The sequence below is a fragment of the Kamptonema formosum PCC 10802 genome (genome assembly GCF_000332335.1).
Classification (GTDB): domain Bacteria; phylum Cyanobacteriota; class Cyanobacteriia; order Cyanobacteriales; family Oscillatoriaceae; genus Oscillatoria.
The window spans coordinates 214,319-230,681 of the sequence record NZ_KB235952.1; the positions used below are offsets into that span (position 1 = coordinate 214,319).

A 16,363-nucleotide genomic window follows, 5' to 3' on the forward strand; every position below is an offset into this window, starting at 1 on the left:
ACCATCTTTGGTGTCGCTGTGGGCGCTGGAGCGTTTCCAGGTAATTTCGCTGCGATAGTTCTGGGGTGCAAAAATGAAGTCTAGAATCAGCTTGAGGTAGTGGCTGGACGTTGGATATCAGTGCAGCTACAGGCTGCCGGTGGGCTTTAAGACGCGGTGCAACTCTACTAGACGGATGGCAATCATTACCAGGTAGGCTGACAGGTCATTTTGCCCCTAATTGCGAACCAGCAAATCCAAAATTTCGGCTAATTTACCGCACCTGTCGAACAATTCATTGAGGGCACGGCTTGACTCGCTATTCCAGTGCCAAGTGTCCTCAAAGGCTGTTATCTGTGCTTGTGGCAAACCGGCTGTTTTGCTTTTCCCAAAGATGACGTTGTAGTAAGCGTTGGAATTGAAGGGTGGGTCAAGGTATATAAGATCGGCGCTTTTATCAGCAATGCTGTTGCGCAGAACTTCCAGGTTGTCACCAAAGAAAAGTCGGTTCATTCGCTGAAAAGGGGTATTGCCTGCAACTTATAGCGGTTCTCAGTTTGATGTACTATGGTCTATAAACCCGATGAGCGTAGTGCCGGTTGCACCTTGCCCTCCCCTACCGTTAGCGTAGCGGCTCCGTTAGGAGCGGTTTCTCTGTAGCACATTAATCTGAGAAACGCTATATAGCAGTAGGCACTTAGGTTAGTACATTTCGGCCTCTTTTGCACCCCCGCACTCCGGCTCCTATTGTCCTAACCCATATTACTACTGGGATATAGACGTAGGGGAGGCGTAGCGCTAACGCGCCGCTGCGCTAACGCCGGGCTTGAAGGTCTAATGTTTTAACCTAAGTGCATACTGCTATATCTCTGATTATACCCCCAGGGCGACGCCACGCAGGAGGCAAATCAGCCGCAGTAAGGTGCGTTCTCTCGCTTGCCGGCACTCTCTTCTAACCGGCAAGCCCTCCCTATAGGGAACCCTCCCTACCTCTTGAGAGGTTACGCTTTTAATCTGCTTATTGTAGGAAGGAGTAAGAGCCGAACGATGCGCTTATCCAGGATGTAAATTCGGATATGCGCATATCGTAAAAAATGAAAATTATGCGCAAAATTCGCCGATTGGGCTGAAGCCCAACTACAAACTTTGGGCTGAAGCCCAACTACGAACCTTTGGGCTGAAGCCCAACTACAAACCTTTGGGCTAAAGCCCAACTACGAACCTTTGGGCTAAAGCCCAACTACGAACCTTTGGGCTGAAGCCCAACTACGAACCTTTGGGCTGAAGCCCAACTACGAACCTTTGGGCTGAAGCCCAACTACGAACCTTTGGGCTGAAGCCCAACTACGAACCTTTGGGCTGAAGCCCAACTGCGAACCTTTGGGCTGAAGCCCAACTACAAACTTTGGGCTGAAGCCCAACTACAAACATGGTAAAAGCCCGCCATATAAACAATAGGGGGGCAGCAATGCCGCGCCCCTAGAATTGTCGGGTTGAAATTAAGGACTAAACTTTAGACCGGTCGGTCAAAATCTCGTAACCGGTTTCTGTGACGAGGACGGTATGCTCAAACTGAGCGGACAGAGCGTTATCTACAGTCACAGCCGTCCACTTGTCTGGCAAGATGCGGGTGTGCTTGGAACCGGCATTCAAAATCGGCTCAATGGCCAGGGTCATGCCGGCGCGGAGTTTGACATTCGGCATTTCGTGGGTGCGGAAATTGAACACGGAGGGTTCTTCGTGGAGGTTGCGCCCAACACCGTGGCCGGTGAAGTCTTCCACGATGCTAAAGCCACTGGCAACGACGTGATCTTGAATCGCGCCGGCAAGATCGAGCAGGTAGTTGCCGGCTTTGACTTGTTCAATTCCCTTATAGAGGGCTTCTTCTGCGACGCGAATTAACTTGGCCGCCTCTGGCGTCACTTCACCGACGGCGATCGTGATGCAGGAGTCGCCGTGAAAGCCCTGGTAGTAAGCGCCGGTGTCCACTTTCACGACATCGCCGGCCTTGATCGCCTTTTTGGGGCTGGGAATGCCGTGCACCACTTCATTATTAATGCTGGAGCAAATCGAGGCGGGAAATCCGTGATAGCCTTTAAAGCTGGGAGTTGCGCCCATTTCGCGAATGCGCTTCTCAGCGTAAGCGTCCAAGTCAGCGGTCGTCATCCCGGGCTGCACCATCTCGGAAATTTCTTTGAGTACCGTTGCCACTATCAAAGCCGCCTGCCGCATGATTTCGATTTCGCGCTTCGATTTAAGTTCGATGCCGCGACGCTGCTGCTGTTTGGCGCGGGGGGGCTGAGAGGCTTGCGGAAGGAGATTGCCAAGAATGTTCATGTTATGGATGGGAGGCTATGGGTGGTACAACAACCGGACTCAGAAATATCTTGCCCGAGTTTAAAGGGTTTAGCCGCTGCTACGGGCCAGAATCCGTTGGGAAGCTGTGCCGGCAGGCTCGCAAAGCGATTCACCCGTGCGGGGAACGTGGAGTTAGTCTTCTTTAACTAAGTTAACAGATCCCTGTCACTTCCTTCCTGCGTCCACCGGCAGGTCAGTTTGCAGGCTACGAACTGCCGCACCGGCATGCTGGGAATCTTCGATCCAGGGTGTGGGGGCACTCTTGCAGGGGCAGGTTTTGTCTCTGTGTCGTGCAACTGCTGTTACCGATCCCATCCCTGTAAGCTCTGCACTCTTGCTTCGGTTTCCCGTAATTCCTGATGCGGTAAACCGAACCTACAGGCAGTGGTCGCTGGGTGGGAAAGCTGAAATCCCCCTTCTGCAGGCATTTCGGGGGGGGACTGTTGTGTGAGAACCGGAAACTTCACTCTTGCTTCGGTTTCCCGTAATTCCTGATGCGGTAAACCGAACACACAGCCAGTGGTAGCTGGGTGGGAAAGCTGAAACACGAGCCACGCCCTCGCCTCAAGGACTCTCTCAACCGTCCTCTCGTCCACCGGCTGCGAGTGCGGCCTGCCGGCGGGGTATGTGGCCTTCTGTTATATAGGGAATGCTAATCTAAATGCCAAATCCTATAAAAAAATTATATTTTACAGGGGCGCAAAAAGGTATACTATGGATAGTTGTGGATCGCAGTTGGAAATCTCCAATCGGAGTGATTCCTTCCGGGCGGACTGCTCTAGCCAGAAGGGCCGGCAAAACCGGCTCCGACAGGTGGAATGGCGCTTGGGATAGATGTTGAGGGCGGTGTGCGCCCGGCGGCGGGGCTTGAGGAAGGCCAGCTGAGAGGGCATCAAAGTGGGAGCGAGCCGGTGGGAAGCAGCCCAGCTCAAATTTCAAAAAAATCTTTGAAAAAAGGTTGAAATCTGAGATGGGGTGTGTTAGGATTAATAACTGTGAGGTGAATGGGTCGGTGCCCGAGTGGTTAATGGGGGCGGACTGTAAATCCGCTGGCTACGCCTACGCTAGTTCGAATCTAGCCCGGCCCACCTCAAAAACGTTCGAGTTTAGGTTTTAGATTTTAGATAGAGAATTTGAAGTCGAAAACAATAACTTGACCGCGCCCGTGTAGCTCAGTGGTAGAGCACACCCTTGGTAAGGGTGAGGTCACGAGTTCAATCCTCGTCACGGGCTTTTAAGAAAGTTAAATAAAGGGAGAGTAGGCTCGTCAGAGAGAGTCTAGACTATCTCTATAAGTAGAATAGCCGGCATAACTCGCGCACGCTTGGGGGCAGGGAGAGGGATAAGTTTTCCTGGGATTGAGCAGTGGGTGGGGAACCGCCGGCTGCCTGCTTGACGGCAGGGGGTGCCGGTGAGATCCGTGACATTCAAGTGGGCGCAGGCGGAGGTCCGTGGGGTGATTGCCGGCGCGAGAGAGGAGTTGGGGGACAGGTGAGAGGCATCGGGCGGGCTGCCGGTTGGGCAAATATCCGCCCTCAGGTAGAGGCGCAAGAAGCTCTGCTGCGGTAAAGATATAAGCGTACAGAGCTGGATGGGTTTGGCGGTGGGGGATAAAAATTCGCAACAGGAGTCAGGGGCAGAATGCCTGCTGTGCGGGGCGAGAGAATGAATCCCGTTTGGGGGACTGGAACAAACAAACCAGCAAACAAACGGAAGAATCTGGCAAAAGCTGCGCCGGCGCAGCTTTTGTGTCTCAGCAGCACAGCCCTTGCCTCCCAGTCGAGTGCGGTGGGAAATTTCTGTCAGAGAAAGCGATGGGGGCGCGAAGAAGCTGGCACGGGGGTTGGTGAAAGGGCCAGCTCGTTTCGGGCCAGCTGGTGCCCTGACAGGGATTGCCCCACTGCAGCCGGCAGGGTGTTTCAGCCGTTCTCGTCTGGGAGGGAGGGCCCCCTGCGGTTCGTGGGAATTGGCAAAAACGGGAGGATATCCCTTGACAGAAGAGGGCTCACTGTGCTAAGCGCCAGAGGGAAGGTTAGGGTTGAGAGGGTTTTGGGCCACACCCCAGGTAGGACTCGAACCTACGGCTCTCTGCTTAGAAGGCAGATGCTCTAATCCTCTGAGCTACTGGGGCAAGTTTAAATCAATTTTAATACGCGCAGGGCAATCCGCTGAGGGGCGGGAGCATATAAATTAATAATATAACGTTTGCAGTCACGTCCGACTACATCCTGTGGCCAGCCGGCAGTTTTTTTTTAGCCGGCGGTGGCGCGGCGTGGGATAGGCCGACAGGGGTTTTTAAAGCACCTGGTGGGGATTCCCGCTCGCCATTCAGTGGCAATTCCATAATAGCGACTGAAGGCAGGCACTCGCTCTACGCCCGGTTAGGCTCCAGGCCAACAGCCCGGATGCCAGTCGGGGCTGGCGTTCCTCTCCTTTGAGGAAAAGAGTCCGAAAGGATGGCCAGCCGGCGGGAATCGCGGAGCGTGTGGTATGAAAAAGATGTAGCGGCACAGTCGCTGTGGGGACACTGACCCGATCTCACAGACCGCGGTGAGCGAAACCGCAGCGGCGAGCCGTTTGATGATAAATGTACAGCAAAAACCAGACAGTAAGCTACCTCAGGGCTCCCGAGCGCAACCGCAGGGGGGCGCAGGAGTGTGGCGAGCTGCTGGGAAGCCTGGAGACTGAGCGGGAGACTGGCGTTGCCGGTCTGGTTGTGACAGCAGGAGCACAGAAGACGGCTGAACTTTTCTAGGCGCAGCAGCCAAAAAGGTGCTGAGCTTTCAGAAGAATCTGGATGTTTCCGAGACTGAAAACCCAAGGGTGACAGCCCGGGAGCGCTTCCCACTGGGCGGCTGTTCGGCTCGGGCGCGGTTGAGTGACTCAGATGTGTGCGGGCTGTTGCTCGGTTCCGGGCGTGCGATCGCGAAAAACCGAGCGCTGCAACTTCAGGAAAGAGGCTTCTACCCCGCCGAGCTTTCCTTTCCTGGCCAGCCCGAGGCGCTTGCCGGGGGTGATGAGTGGGATTTTTCGAGGAAGCACAGATTAAGATAGGGTGTTAATCAGCGCCAACGCGACTCGGCTAGCTCCCTACTGAGGCATTCTGCATAATCGACCGTCGCTGTTGCGATCACCATCTACCCCCACAGCTCCCCTAGGCTCACAGAGGACTCAAGTGGCATTGTCATGTTTATTCTGAAACGGCAGGATGTTGAGATTTCCAGCGTGCAGCACCCCAAAACGGGCCAGCAGGTTCCGATTCTTAACTATCAGGGACAGACCTTTCGCTTAATTAGCGTCTTCAACGCCAAGCAAGCTGAAGAGGCCAAAGCTTTTTGGCGAGACCTGACCGACAACCGTGGGAAGGCTTGCGTGCTGCTGGAGGAGCCTGATCGCTACAGCGTCTGGGGCAAAATCCGCATAGAGCAGCTGAGTGAGGAGGCCCAAGGAAGCGGTGTGGCAGCGGCTCCGTTTTTCACTCAAGCCTGCCTCCTGCTGCTGCAGGCGGTTTACTTTGAGATAGAAGACCTGCTTGGGCCCAGGCAAGCCAGCTCCTTCCAAAAGCAGATTGGCGAGGTGTTTCGGCAGTGGAACTTCCCCCAGACAGACGCCCGCGATGCGGTCAGCCAGCTGCTGACCAAAGACCCGCTCGAGAGTACCGCCGTGCCCCCCTGGCAGGATCACCATCTCAATACCCTGTTGCAAGAACTCCATCGCTTGGGCAAAGAGTATTTCGGCAACGCCAACTTTACCGACCGAGTGATTGATGCCTTGCAAGACATGCCAGATGGGGAGCGCAAGCAGTTTATCAGCTGGATGAATCAGTCTCGCCTCGGCCAGCTGTGGGCGGCATCTTAAAGAATTCTTTACAGTGCGCGCCGCCCGACTGAAGAATATGCGACGCTGGATTACACCGCCGTGCGGGAAAGGGTGAAATTTTAAGCCGGTAAAAGGGCTTTTCTCCTATTTCGGCCTGCGGAATTGCTAGTTATGCCTGAGAGAATCCCTATGAGCAGCACATCAGAAAAGTCATCGACTCTGCAATCGTTACTGTCACCTCAGACAATCGTCATTAGCAGCATTGTTTGGGCCGTTTTGGCGCTGCTGTTTTTTTTGCTGTTTAGTGTCCCGGACGCTAAGGGCGGAGAGAAGCCAGCGTGGTACGTGATAGGCACCTACATTTTTGAGTGTTCAGCATTCCTCGGTGCCGCTGTCCTGTGTTTGAGAAATTGGAAAAGCCCTCTGATTGTCAGCGGACGGAATGTCTGGCTGGGAATAGGTCTGGGAATGAGTTCCTACTTTATCGGGAATTTGCTGTTTGGCTGTTGGGAACTGGTGTGGGGGCTCGATCCCGATGTTTCCCTGGCCGATCTGTTTTATATGATCTCCTATGTGGCGCTCAGCTGGGGCATGATTCTGGCGGTGAGTAGCAGGCGGCTGAATCTAGAAAACTGGCAGTGGGGGGTGCTGGTGGCGATGGCGGCAGCTGGGATTGCTCTGGCTGTCTGGGTGGCGACCCCTCCGGCAGCGCCGGCGGCCACAGCTGCTCCTGAGCGAGGGGCAGCGACAGCCACAGCGGCATCCCCGGCAGGGGGAGCGGCCAAAGCCCCCGCAGTCAAGCCGGGCGAGAAACCCGCTGAGGAGGAGGCTGAGGGAGAAAATGAATATCCCCCAGCGCCTGGTTGGGTGCAGGCTCTCGACAAGACGCTGGAGCCGGTGGCCTATTATGTGAATTTGTTTTACATCATTGGCGATGTCTTCCTGCTGATTATTGCCACCGCCCTGCTGCTCGCCTTCTGGGGAGGGCGCTTCTCCCAGTCTTGGCGGATGATTGCTGCCGCCACTTTTTCCCTGTACATTGCGGACATGTGGTTTAAATACGCCGACAGCCGCATGTCCGGAGAATACCAAAGCGGCGGCTTGCTGGAAGTATTTTTTGTCTTCTGTGGCGTTTTGTTTGGGATCGGTGCGGTGTTGGAATATGACATATCCACCCGCTCTCGCCGGCCCGCACGCAAACGCGGTTAAGGGGATTTGAGATTTTAGCTGTTAAAATTTAAATTCCCACTCCCCTTTTGCCCACCGGCTTTTCGCCCGCTTTCCAGTCAACTGTTGCCCAACTAATGGGTGCGGAGGCCCCATGACTCCCAGAAAACTCTCCGATTCTGACATAAACGAGATTATCGACCTGTACCGGCAGTCAGGAGAAACCACCCTGACTTTGGCCAATCGCTACGGCGTGAGTAACTCGACGATTAGCCGCATCCTCAAGAGCCACTTGTCTGAGGAGGAATACAAAGTCCTCGTTGGGCAAAAGCGTTCCGCGAGCTTCCCCGGCTCGATCGCCGGGGAAAAAGCCCCTGCGCCAGCGCCGGTGCTGCCAGAGCCGGAAGTGCTCGAACCCGCTCCGGCAGCGAAACCCCGCCGCAGCCGCACGAGCCAGGGGGCCAGCGCCCAACCCGAACCGGCTTTCCCCGCCGCTATTCAGCTCGACCTGCTAGACCGGCTTGACACGGGCGAGCCCTTCGGTGCCGGCCCCCTGGCGAACACAACCGCTGCCGAAGCGAGCGCCCTCAAAGAAATGCTGGGAGAAGAACTCCTCTCTCAAGAAGAGGACTTCTCGGATCTCGATGAGGATGAGAATGAGGATGAGGACGAGGATGAGGACGAGGATGAGGATGAGGATGTTGATGAGGATGTTGATGAGGATGTTGATGAGGATGAGGATGAGGACGATCTAGAAGATTTAGACTTCGATCCGGATCGAGTCGAGCCCAGCAGGCGAGCGCGCCCGACCGGCACTGTTAAAGTGTTACCGCTGTCTGAAGCCTCTCTTCCCAAAACCTGCTATCTAGTGGTTGACCGCTTAGCGGAACTGATCACTCGACCGCTCAAAGAGTTTGGCGAGCTCGGGCAAATTCCTGCGGGCGAGGTGCAGCAGAAAACTCTGCCGGTGTTTGACAACCACCGCGTCGCCCGCCGGTTTTCCAATCGCAGCCAGCGCGTGATCAAAGTTCCCGATGGCAAAATCCTGCAAAAAGTCAGCACTTACCTGCAAGCGAAGGGCATCACCCGCTTGCTGATTGATGGCCAGGTGTACTCCCTCTAGCCACCTCACCAATGCTGCCGGTCAGCGGCCACTTTGGCCCCCTCACCGGCTGCTGGGCTGTCCCACACAGGGCTTTGCGGTTGCGCCCGCCTCTTTTTTGGCGTTTGGCGACGCCAAAGCCCCCGGGCGATCCCGGCCCCCACCAGCCCAATCCCGACGCTAATGGCCAGCACGATGCCGACCGGCAGCTGAATGGATTGGAACCCGAGAAACTGCAGCGACACCCGCGTCACATTTTGCGCGGACAGTACCGCCAGCGCCACCGCCGGGCCGGCAACCGCCAAAGAGGTAAAAAAGGGAAGCCAATTATTCATACAAATATATGAATTTTAACTGTTGAGTGATGAAGGCAGACCCCACATTCCGGGACTTATCCACTCATCACTCATCACTCTTGTTTGCCTATACCGGCACCGGGGCGAGCCGGTCGATGGCTTGCTGCATGTGCTCAGCAATTTGGGCCAGTTTTTCTGGAGAGTTCGTCTCCAAATAGACGCGCATCAGCGGTTCAGTCCCGGAGGGGCGCAGGAGTATCCAGCCGCCGTCTTCCAGGTAGAGCTTGATTCCATCTTTGCGACCGATCTCTCTCACCCTCACTCCCACGACCTCTGCCGGCGGACTGTCAGTATACGATTTTAGCACCGCAGCCTTGTGGGCGTCATTCAGGTGCAGGTCAAGGCGCTGGTTGTACAGGGGGCCACCGGCCTCGGCGATGGCTTCTTCCACCAGCTGAGACAGGGGCTTGCCTTCATAAGCTATCGCCTCCGCCACCAGCATGTCGGCTAAAATGCCATCTTTCTCCGGAATGTGGCCAATTACGCTCAGGCCGCCCGACTCTTCGCCGCCAATCAGCACCTGAGTCTCCCGCATTTTTTCGCCGACGTATTTAAACCCCACCGCAGTCTCATAAAGCTCCAAACCGTATTTCGCCGCCAGGCTGTCCAGCAGGTGAGTGGTGGCCACAGTCCGGACAATTGCGCCGGTCTTGCCTTTATTCTTTACCAGGTGCCGCGCCAGCAGCAGCAGTATGGTGTTGGGCGTCAGGACGCTGCCCTGTTCGTCCACTACGCCGAAACGGTCGCTGTCGCCATCTGTGGCCAGACCCAAATCAGCGCCATCTTTCCTCACGGCTGCGATCAGCTCCTCTAGCTGCTCGCCCTTGGGTTCTGGCATGCCGCCGCCAAACAGGACATCCCGCCAGGTGTGGAACGCCTCTGTTTCGCAGCCGCACTCCTGCAACACCGTGTCCAGGTAGCCGCGCGAGGTGGAGTAGAGGGCGTCGTACTTCACCTTTAGCTTGGCGCTGCGAATCCGCCCCACATCTATCAAAGTGTAGAGAAAATTCAAATAATCTGGCTTCGGGTCAAAGCTGGAGATCCGGCTGCCATTTTTGCCCGCCGGCGGGGCGTCAGATGACCCCTCTAGGTTGGCCACAATCGCATCGGTGATTTCTTTGGTGGCTGGACCGGCATAGTCCGGGATGTACTTGATGCCGCAGTAGGGCGCGGGGTTGTGACTGGCGGTGAACATCAGCGCACCGGCAGAGTTGAGGTACTTGGCGTTGTAGGCAATCACCGGCGTCGGGCAGTCCCTGTCGGCGATCTTGACATTCCACCCCAAATCTGCTAGAATCTCTGCTGCTGTTTGGGCGAACTGGTCAGCTAAGAAGCGGGTGTCGTAGCTCACCAAAACGGGCCGGTCTTTGCTGTATGCGGTTTCTAAGTAGCTGGCGATGGCGCGGGTTACCTTGCACACGTTGGCGAAGGTAAAGTCCTTGGCAATCAGACCTCGCCACCCATCGGTTCCGAACTGAATCTTTCCTGTATTGCTGACTGCACTCATCTGAGCCACTCCCTCTTCATCAATTATTAATAGTACAGGACAGCACGCACTTCGCACCTCATCCTCAGGAGAAGTTCGTTCTCAAGAGGCGGGCTTTGGCAGAGGGGGAGACAGGGCGATCCAGCCAAACCCACACCGGGCCAGCTATTAGGTATATTTGCGCGACCGGCTGTTTGCCGCAACAGCGGTTCAAATCGCCTGCTTTCTCATATTCGTTCTGGAGGTGTGAGATTTATTTTTTTTACCGCCAAGACGCCAAGACGCCAAGAGAAGAGAAGAGAAGAGAAGAGAAGAGAAGAGAAGAGAAGAGAGAGGGAAATCACAAATTATTTGGAACTGCTATATTGCCGGGTGCCCTGCTTTTAGCGCACCTCCACAGATTTAATAAAAGCTCCATCCTGATATTTTGTTGTTTGATTGTATTCCGCCTTTTGGGCTGGATAAATGCCGGCAAATCCTCGCCCCTTTACCCCGGCGCGGAAAGCAATTTTACGAGACGGTTTCTTTGCAAAATTCACATATTCCCTAGACTCATTGGCTGTATTGTAACTCAAAGTCGCTTTTCCGTAAACTGCCTCAGCCTCTTTAATCGAGGTTTCCGCACCGACCCCCTCCGCTGTGCGAAAAGCGGGACTGTCAGTCACTAGCGCTTGGATGCGCTGGGAGTCAGCTGGGGCTGTTCCTGCTGGGTAGAGAATGTAGAATTGCACCTTGCCGGCTTTGCTGACGGCGAGGGCGTCAAAATCCACCATGAACGGCGATTTAACTTCAAATTTATAATTCGCTCCCAGCTGCTTTTTTAGCTCTCCTACCGTCATCCCCAACTTGGCTAGCCCGATTCCCGCCTCTGAGATAGTCTGAGTTGCAGTGGCGGGCGGGACTGCAGCGGCAACCGGCACCGGCGCTCTTGTGGGGCTTTGGGAGGGGGCAGGAGGTTGGGGTGGGGGAGAGGTTTCAGCAACTGGGGCGGCGCTGCAGCCAAGAAGCGCTATCAAAAGGCCGGTGAGTAAAAATTGAACGTTCATATTGGCTTCGGAAAAGTTGTGAGGATATTGAATTCCTCAGGGTGGGGCGAGAAACCGGGTTTCTTTGAGAAACCCGGTTTCTATTTCTACGCTTTTATTATAATGTTTTTCACACCGGCTTGTCCGGGTCAGCTGGCGCGCCCTCTTCAACCGTCAGCGCTAGCTGATAAATCTGCCGGCGCTTGAGAGAGGTTTGCTCGGATAATTGCCGCGCCGCTTCGCTTCGCGACATTCCTTGCCTCAATAAGTTCTGTAACTCCGCTTTAATCGCTTCTTCTGACAGCACCGGCGCTGACACCGGGGCACCGGCAAGCAGCAGGGTAAATTCCCCTTGGGGTTCGCGTGTGGTATAGTGCGCCTGGCAGCCGGCAATTGTCCCCCGCCAAAACTCCTCGTGGAATTTTGTTAACTCCCTTGCCAGAACTATCTGCCTGCCGGCACCCAAAACACTGCCCAAATCTTGCAGGGTTTGCCGCAGCCGGTGGGGCGCTTCATATAAAATTACCGTGCGGGATTCCGTTTGCAAGGCTTCCAGACGCCGGTGCCGGTCTTGCCCTTTTGCCGGCAAAAAGCCCTCAAAGGCAAACCGGTCTGTTGGCAGTCCAGACGCGCTCAGGGCGGCAATGGCTGCAGTTGGGCCAGGAACCGGCACCACCGGCACCCCCGCCGAAGCGCAAGCGCTCACCAATTCGTATCCGGGATCGGAAATTCCCGGCATGCCGGCATCGGTGACCAGGGCGATGGCCTTTCCCTGAAGCAGCCGGTCCAGCAATTCAGGAATGCGCTGCTGCTGGTTGTGTTCGTGACAGCTAATCTGGGGCGTCTGAATCTGGAAGTGGTGCAGCAGCTTGCCGGTGTGGCGGGTGTCCTCAGCGGCAATCAAGTCCACCGCCTGCAAAATCCGCACCGCCCGGAAGGTGATATCTTCCAGGTTGCCTATGGGCGTACCCACCACGTAAAGTGTTCCTGGTTTTGGCTGAATCTGCATTTTGAATTTAATGCCATTGCTTACAATCTATAGCATTTTTAAATGATTTCTGCAACCGCTGGATGCCCAGACCCCGGGGGTCTGAAATTTACACGGAGGATTTAGACACGCTATATTATACCAAGTTGAGATAGAGAAGATTTTTTGTATGGCGGAAAAGGCTTTCAGGCCGTCTTTTTCAATCCCCAATCCAAAATCCAAAATCCATGCATTCGTATAGCGGACTTTTTGCCGGCATGGCGACCTTAGATTTGGTCTACCTTGCTGCCGGCACCCCCAGTAACAACCAGAAAATTGTTGCCTCTGACTCTACTATAGCTGCCGGCGGCCCCGCTGCCAATGCGTCTGTTACCTTCAGCTATCTGGGCAATCGAGCCCTGCTGCTCGCAGCTTTGGGCTCCCACCCAATTGCCCAACTCATTCGCGCCGATTTGGAAACTCATGGCGTGGCCATTTCCGATTTAGACCCCACTCGCTCCCAACCGCCGCCAGTTTCTTCTATTATTGTCACTCAATCCACCGGCGAGCGGGCGGTTGTCTCCATCAACGCTACCCAGTCCCAAATTCCCGCCGAAAATCTCCCTCCTGACTCTTTACAAAAGATCGATATTGTGCTAATAGACGGGCACCAAATGGCAGCCGGTCAAGCGATTGCGCGGGAGGCTAAATCAAAGAATATCCCGGCTGTTATCGATGGCGGCAGCTGGAAGCCCGGGTTTGAGGAGATATTGCCTTTTGTCGATTATGCCATTTGTTCTGCGAATTTCTACCCACCGGGCTGTCACCGGCAAGCGGATGTTTTTGCGTATCTCCGCGCCGCCGGCATCCCCCACATTGCGATTACCAACGGAGAAAACCCGATTCAATACCTGAGTGCCGGCGGTGCTGGGGAGGTGCCGGTGCCGCAAATCAAAGCTGTTGACACACTGGGTGCCGGTGATGTCTTCCACGGGGCATTCTGCCATTATATCTTGCGAGATAACTTTACGCAAGCTCTGGCGTCAGCGGCTCAGGTTGCCTCTCGATCCTGTGAGTATTTTGGGACGCGCCGGTGGATGGAGTGATATCATATCTGAGTGAGAAACCCGGTTTCTTGAAGAAACCGGGTTTCTGGCATCTGAAATGCGAAATTAGCGTTTAGCGGGGGTTAATTCGGAACGAACCGGCTGGACGGGAAAGCGAAAGATAGCGAAAATCGCCCTGACAGTAAACACAAACATTGTGAGGGCACCGATGGCAAAGATGACGTCGCCGGGAATGCGCCACGGTCCACAGCATCCAGGGAGAGGCAATCACCTCAGCGCTGCGGGCGTACCAAGTGCCGCGATCTATGGACTGCACCAGCTGGTAGAAGCCGTTGGGAATTAGCCCGAAAACCATCATCAGGACTAAGCCAATATTAACACTCCAGAAGGAAAAGCTGAGCATTTTTTCATCCCAGGCATCTTCTGGGACAAATTCCCGAAAGGCAAACAGCATTAGCGCCAGTGCCAGACAGCCATAGACCCCAAATAGGGCGGCGTGAGCGTGAATGGGGGTGGTATTCAACCCTTGGGAGTAGTATAGCACTATTGGCGGGTTGATTAAGAACCCAAACACACCGGCTCCCACTAAATTCCAGAAACAGGTGGCGATAAAAAACCGCAGTGGCCACCTGTAAAATACTTCAGCTTCCCGCGAAAGTTTGAGAGTCTTCAAAACCTCGAATCCTATCAGGGAGAGGGGAACGACTTCCAGGGCTGAGAATACAGATCCCATCGCGGCAATGAATGACGGAGTGCCGGAAAATACAAGTGGTGCAAGGTGCCAACGACACCGCTGGTTAAGTACAGAATTGTAGTCAGGTACGTAGCGCGGAGGGCTGAGGATTTCTTGAGGAAACCGAGCTCTCCGCACAAGTAGGCAATAACGACGGTGGCGAACACCTCGAAGAAGCCTTCCAACCACAGGTGCACGACCCACCAGCGCCAATATTCTGCCACACTCAGGGGGGTGCGGTTGGTGTACATCAGTCCCGCTGAATAGAACAGGGGAATGGGAATGGCGCTGTAGAGGAAAAAGTGGCTCAAGCCGGTGGGGTCCTGTTCTTTTTGCAGTGCCGGTTTGAAGGCGCGGTACATCAGCCAAAGCCAGAAAACCATGCCGCCTATCAGCAGGATTTGCCAAACTCGCCCTAATTCGATATACTCATAGCCTTGGTGCCCCCAAAGGAAGCTTTTATCGCCGAGAAATCCTTGCACTGCTGCCCAGGAACCGGCCATTGCGCCGAGGATGACAGCGGTTAAGGCTATCAGGAGAATAGCTGTTCCAAGGGCTTGCCCTTTGGGTTCGCACCCGCCAAAACGCGGGGCGAAGTACAGACCGGCTGCTAGCCAGCAGGTGGCAATCCAAAATACTGCCAGCTGCAGGTGCCAGGTGCGCGTGGCGGCGTAGGGCATGTACTGATTGATGGGGATGCCGTAAAATGCTGCCCCCTCTACGGCGTAGTGCGCTGTAACCATTCCCATCACAATTTGGATGAGGAACAGTGTCATCGCTACGCCAAAAAATAGGGAGGATACTTTTTGGCTGGGTGTGGGAATCCGCACGGCGGGGCGAGCCGGCACCGGCTGGATTTCATCGGGTTCTTCTTGCGCGAGGTAAACAAATACAAAGATGCCAGTGGCGGCAATTAGCACGATGACTGACACGATTGACCAGATGAGAAATTGCCCCGGTGGGGTGTTGCCAATTAGGCGATCGTGGGGCCAATTTGCGGTGTAGGAAAATGGTGCGTTCGGTCGGGTTGCTGAGGCCGCCCAAGCTGTCCAGGCAAAGAAGCCGGTGACGTTGTGGATTTGGGTGTCATCTTTGAACCAACCCGAAGGAATTGAGTGTATAATAGATCCTTGAGACAGCAGTTTGTGGTAGTCTTTGAAAACTTGCTTCAACCCCTCGGTTTGGGCGTCGGTCAGGATGAGTTATTTGGTTTGCGGGCTGTACCGGTTGGTTTTGAAGTCTTCGCTGACTCTGGCTTGCAGGCTGGCTTTTTCTGGAGCCGGCAAAGCTTCTAAATCTTCTTGCGAAAATTCAGGTTTTTTGCTGTATAATACTCCCGCTGTCGCTAATCCCCATTTGTGGAGCACATCAGCGGTCCAGTCGGGAGCCAGGTAGCTGCCGTGCCCCCAGACGCTGCCGATGTGCTGTCCGCCTCGCGAGAGATAGGTTTCTTGTCCGGCTTGGATTTCGGCTTGCGTCAGGACAGTTTCTTGCTGTGGGGAGCGCACAATTTCTGGAACGGGAGGAGCGTTTTTCCAAATTGCCGCTCCTGCTGCTAGCAAAACAGTAAAGGCGATGATGCAAATTAGCACTAGCCATACGGGCAGGCTGAGGTTTCGCCTTCCGGAAAGTTTCGCAGAATTACCTATATCTAAGGTGGTATTTGCCATAACTGGAAACTGCGTTGAGGATTGGGAACCGATTTTTTCGGTGCGTGCTGAGTGCGGCTCCCTAAAAATGTAACACTTGCTACCCAGTGGCAGGCGCTTGCCGGCTGCTTTGCTGCGGATTCTTTAGCTTTTCTTCAGGCTTTTATTCGCGGCAGTAAAAGGCAGGGGTTGCTGTGTCGGAAGCAGGCAGCAGCCGAGAGTTTTTTGTTCCCAGGCTGTATTTGGGAGCGAAGGGAAAGGAGGGGAAAGTAGGCAGTCGCTTCGGAACTGCGCACACCGCCAGCGGTGAAAATAATGGGCCAGACCGAGGCCCGCCGGTTGGGCTAGAGCCCTACTGCAAACCGGGATCTCAGAGGCTGCCGGTGCGCTGTCCGCCGGGCCACAGATAGGCTCCCCTTCTCGCTCCAGCAAAATGAGTAAATTTGCGTATTGACAGGAGCCGCGAGGCTACCCTTATTTGCGACGGATGCCAGAAGGCAGGGTCTTGATGGTGCCGGTGGGGTGCCTTGGCGTGGGCTCAGGGGGCGCTCCCCGGGTCAAGCCCGATTTTTGAAACCCCTGTGGGATCGGCGAACCCTAACTTTTTTCACCAAGATATAGCAGGATGCACTTAGGTTAAAACATTAGATCTTCA

Annotated in this window: 13 protein-coding genes, 3 tRNA genes and 1 pseudogene; 8 read left to right on the forward strand and 9 right to left on the reverse strand. The window is 54.9% G+C overall.

Features of this window, described 5'->3' with window-relative positions; all coding sequences use genetic code 11:
- Nucleotides 1-216: 216 nt before the first annotated feature.
- Both OSC10802_RS53780 and map read right to left on the reverse strand, forming a co-directional pair.
- Nucleotides 217-492 carry a hypothetical protein gene (locus OSC10802_RS53780; RefSeq protein ID WP_017721818.1) on the reverse strand — a complete coding sequence of 92 codons (276 nt, stop codon included), beginning with the start codon at nucleotides 490-492 and terminating at the stop codon, nucleotides 217-219.
- Between the two features lie 993 nt (nucleotides 493-1,485).
- Nucleotides 1,486-2,316, reverse strand: a complete 831-nt coding sequence (gene map, locus OSC10802_RS0137085; protein WP_017721819.1) for a type I methionyl aminopeptidase — start codon at nucleotides 2,314-2,316, stop codon at nucleotides 1,486-1,488.
- A gap of 1,027 nt (nucleotides 2,317-3,343) precedes the next feature.
- Here map and OSC10802_RS0137095 point away from each other — a divergent pair.
- The 3 genes from OSC10802_RS0137095 to OSC10802_RS0137105 all read left to right on the forward strand — a co-directional run bounded on the left by OSC10802_RS0137095 (nucleotide 3,344) and on the right by OSC10802_RS0137105 (nucleotide 3,906).
- Nucleotides 3,344-3,425 (forward strand) — tRNA-Tyr (locus tag OSC10802_RS0137095).
- Between the two features lie 73 nt (nucleotides 3,426-3,498).
- A tRNA-Thr gene (locus tag OSC10802_RS0137100) sits at nucleotides 3,499-3,570 on the forward strand.
- A gap of 132 nt (nucleotides 3,571-3,702) precedes the next feature.
- Nucleotides 3,703-3,906 (forward strand): hypothetical protein, encoded by a 204-nt coding sequence (locus tag OSC10802_RS0137105; RefSeq protein WP_017721821.1) that lies wholly within the window; start codon nucleotides 3,703-3,705, stop codon nucleotides 3,904-3,906.
- Nucleotides 3,907-4,394: 488 nt separating this feature from the next.
- Here OSC10802_RS0137105 and OSC10802_RS0137115 read toward each other — a convergent pair.
- Nucleotides 4,395-4,468, reverse strand: a tRNA-Arg gene (locus OSC10802_RS0137115).
- Between the two features lie 456 nt (nucleotides 4,469-4,924).
- On the opposite strand from OSC10802_RS0137115, the gene OSC10802_RS52360 reads away from it, so the two are divergent.
- Nucleotides 4,925-5,092, forward strand: coding sequence for a hypothetical protein (locus tag OSC10802_RS52360; RefSeq protein WP_017721822.1), 168 nt, complete (start codon nucleotides 4,925-4,927; stop codon nucleotides 5,090-5,092).
- A 128-nt stretch (nucleotides 5,093-5,220) separates the two neighbouring features.
- Here OSC10802_RS52360 and OSC10802_RS52365 read toward each other — a convergent pair whose 3' ends face one another.
- Nucleotides 5,221-5,379, reverse strand: coding sequence for a hypothetical protein (locus OSC10802_RS52365; RefSeq protein ID WP_155969240.1), 159 nt, complete (start codon nucleotides 5,377-5,379; stop codon nucleotides 5,221-5,223).
- Between the two features lie 144 nt (nucleotides 5,380-5,523).
- On the opposite strand from OSC10802_RS52365, the gene OSC10802_RS0137130 reads away from it, so the two are divergent.
- The 3 genes from OSC10802_RS0137130 to OSC10802_RS0137140 all read left to right on the forward strand — a co-directional run bounded on the left by OSC10802_RS0137130 (nucleotide 5,524) and on the right by OSC10802_RS0137140 (nucleotide 8,446).
- Nucleotides 5,524-6,195 carry an Npun_F0813 family protein gene (locus OSC10802_RS0137130; protein ID WP_017721824.1) on the forward strand — a complete coding sequence of 224 codons (672 nt, stop codon included), beginning with the start codon at nucleotides 5,524-5,526 and terminating at the stop codon, nucleotides 6,193-6,195.
- A 150-nt stretch (nucleotides 6,196-6,345) separates the two neighbouring features.
- Nucleotides 6,346-7,365, forward strand: coding sequence for a hypothetical protein (locus OSC10802_RS0137135; RefSeq protein WP_017721825.1), 1,020 nt, complete (start codon nucleotides 6,346-6,348; stop codon nucleotides 7,363-7,365).
- Nucleotides 7,366-7,477: 112 nt separating this feature from the next.
- On the forward strand, nucleotides 7,478-8,446 hold the full coding sequence (locus OSC10802_RS0137140; protein ID WP_017721826.1) for a helix-turn-helix domain-containing protein: 969 nt from the start codon (nucleotides 7,478-7,480) through the stop codon (nucleotides 8,444-8,446).
- 5 nt (nucleotides 8,447-8,451) lie between these two features.
- Here the strand turns inward: OSC10802_RS0137140 and OSC10802_RS43590 are convergent, their stop codons facing one another.
- The 4 genes from OSC10802_RS43590 to rsmI form a co-directional block, all read right to left on the reverse strand.
- Nucleotides 8,452-8,760, reverse strand: a complete 309-nt coding sequence (locus tag OSC10802_RS43590; protein ID WP_017721827.1) for a LapA family protein — start codon at nucleotides 8,758-8,760, stop codon at nucleotides 8,452-8,454.
- An 88-nt stretch (nucleotides 8,761-8,848) separates the two neighbouring features.
- Nucleotides 8,849-10,288 carry a phosphoglucomutase/phosphomannomutase family protein gene (locus tag OSC10802_RS0137150; protein ID WP_017721828.1) on the reverse strand — a complete coding sequence of 480 codons (1,440 nt, stop codon included), beginning with the start codon at nucleotides 10,286-10,288 and terminating at the stop codon, nucleotides 8,849-8,851.
- A 362-nt stretch (nucleotides 10,289-10,650) separates the two neighbouring features.
- Nucleotides 10,651-11,313 (reverse strand): hypothetical protein, encoded by a 663-nt coding sequence (locus OSC10802_RS43595; RefSeq protein ID WP_017721829.1) that lies wholly within the window; start codon nucleotides 11,311-11,313, stop codon nucleotides 10,651-10,653.
- Nucleotides 11,314-11,422: 109 nt separating this feature from the next.
- Nucleotides 11,423-12,301 (reverse strand): 16S rRNA (cytidine(1402)-2'-O)-methyltransferase, encoded by an 879-nt coding sequence (rsmI, locus tag OSC10802_RS0137160; protein ID WP_017721830.1) that lies wholly within the window; start codon nucleotides 12,299-12,301, stop codon nucleotides 11,423-11,425.
- Between the two features lie 206 nt (nucleotides 12,302-12,507).
- Here rsmI and OSC10802_RS0137165 point away from each other — a divergent pair, with 206 nt between their 5' ends.
- On the forward strand, nucleotides 12,508-13,365 hold the full coding sequence (locus OSC10802_RS0137165; RefSeq protein WP_026099135.1) for a sugar kinase: 858 nt from the start codon (nucleotides 12,508-12,510) through the stop codon (nucleotides 13,363-13,365).
- Between the two features lie 73 nt (nucleotides 13,366-13,438).
- On the opposite strand, the pseudogene OSC10802_RS57120 reads toward OSC10802_RS0137165, so the two are convergent.
- Nucleotides 13,439-15,729 (reverse strand): annotated as a pseudogene (locus tag OSC10802_RS57120) (nitric-oxide reductase large subunit).
- Between the last annotated feature and the right edge of the window lie 634 nt (nucleotides 15,730-16,363).

Excerpts from the sequence above, each read along its gene's own strand:
- OSC10802_RS0137165 (WP_026099135.1), top strand. The coding sequence starts at position 12,508 with ATGCATTCGTATAGCGGACTTTTTGCCGGCATGGCGACCTTAGATTTG.
- OSC10802_RS0137135 (WP_017721825.1), top strand. The coding sequence starts at position 6,346 with ATGAGCAGCACATCAGAAAAGTCATCGACTCTGCAATCGTTACTGTCA.
- OSC10802_RS0137150 (WP_017721828.1), bottom strand. The coding sequence starts at position 10,288 with ATGAGTGCAGTCAGCAATACAGGAAAGATTCAGTTCGGAACCGATGGG.
- rsmI (WP_017721830.1), bottom strand. The coding sequence starts at position 12,301 with ATGCAGATTCAGCCAAAACCAGGAACACTTTACGTGGTGGGTACGCCC.
- OSC10802_RS43590 (WP_017721827.1), bottom strand. The coding sequence starts at position 8,760 with ATGAATAATTGGCTTCCCTTTTTTACCTCTTTGGCGGTTGCCGGCCCG.
- OSC10802_RS53780 (WP_017721818.1), bottom strand. The coding sequence starts at position 492 with ATGAACCGACTTTTCTTTGGTGACAACCTGGAAGTTCTGCGCAACAGC.
- OSC10802_RS43595 (WP_017721829.1), bottom strand. The coding sequence starts at position 11,313 with ATGAACGTTCAATTTTTACTCACCGGCCTTTTGATAGCGCTTCTTGGC.
- OSC10802_RS0137140 (WP_017721826.1), top strand. The coding sequence starts at position 7,478 with ATGACTCCCAGAAAACTCTCCGATTCTGACATAAACGAGATTATCGAC.
- map (WP_017721819.1), bottom strand. The coding sequence starts at position 2,316 with ATGAACATTCTTGGCAATCTCCTTCCGCAAGCCTCTCAGCCCCCCCGC.
- OSC10802_RS0137130 (WP_017721824.1), top strand. The coding sequence starts at position 5,524 with ATGTTTATTCTGAAACGGCAGGATGTTGAGATTTCCAGCGTGCAGCAC.
- OSC10802_RS52360 (WP_017721822.1), top strand. The coding sequence starts at position 4,925 with ATGTACAGCAAAAACCAGACAGTAAGCTACCTCAGGGCTCCCGAGCGC.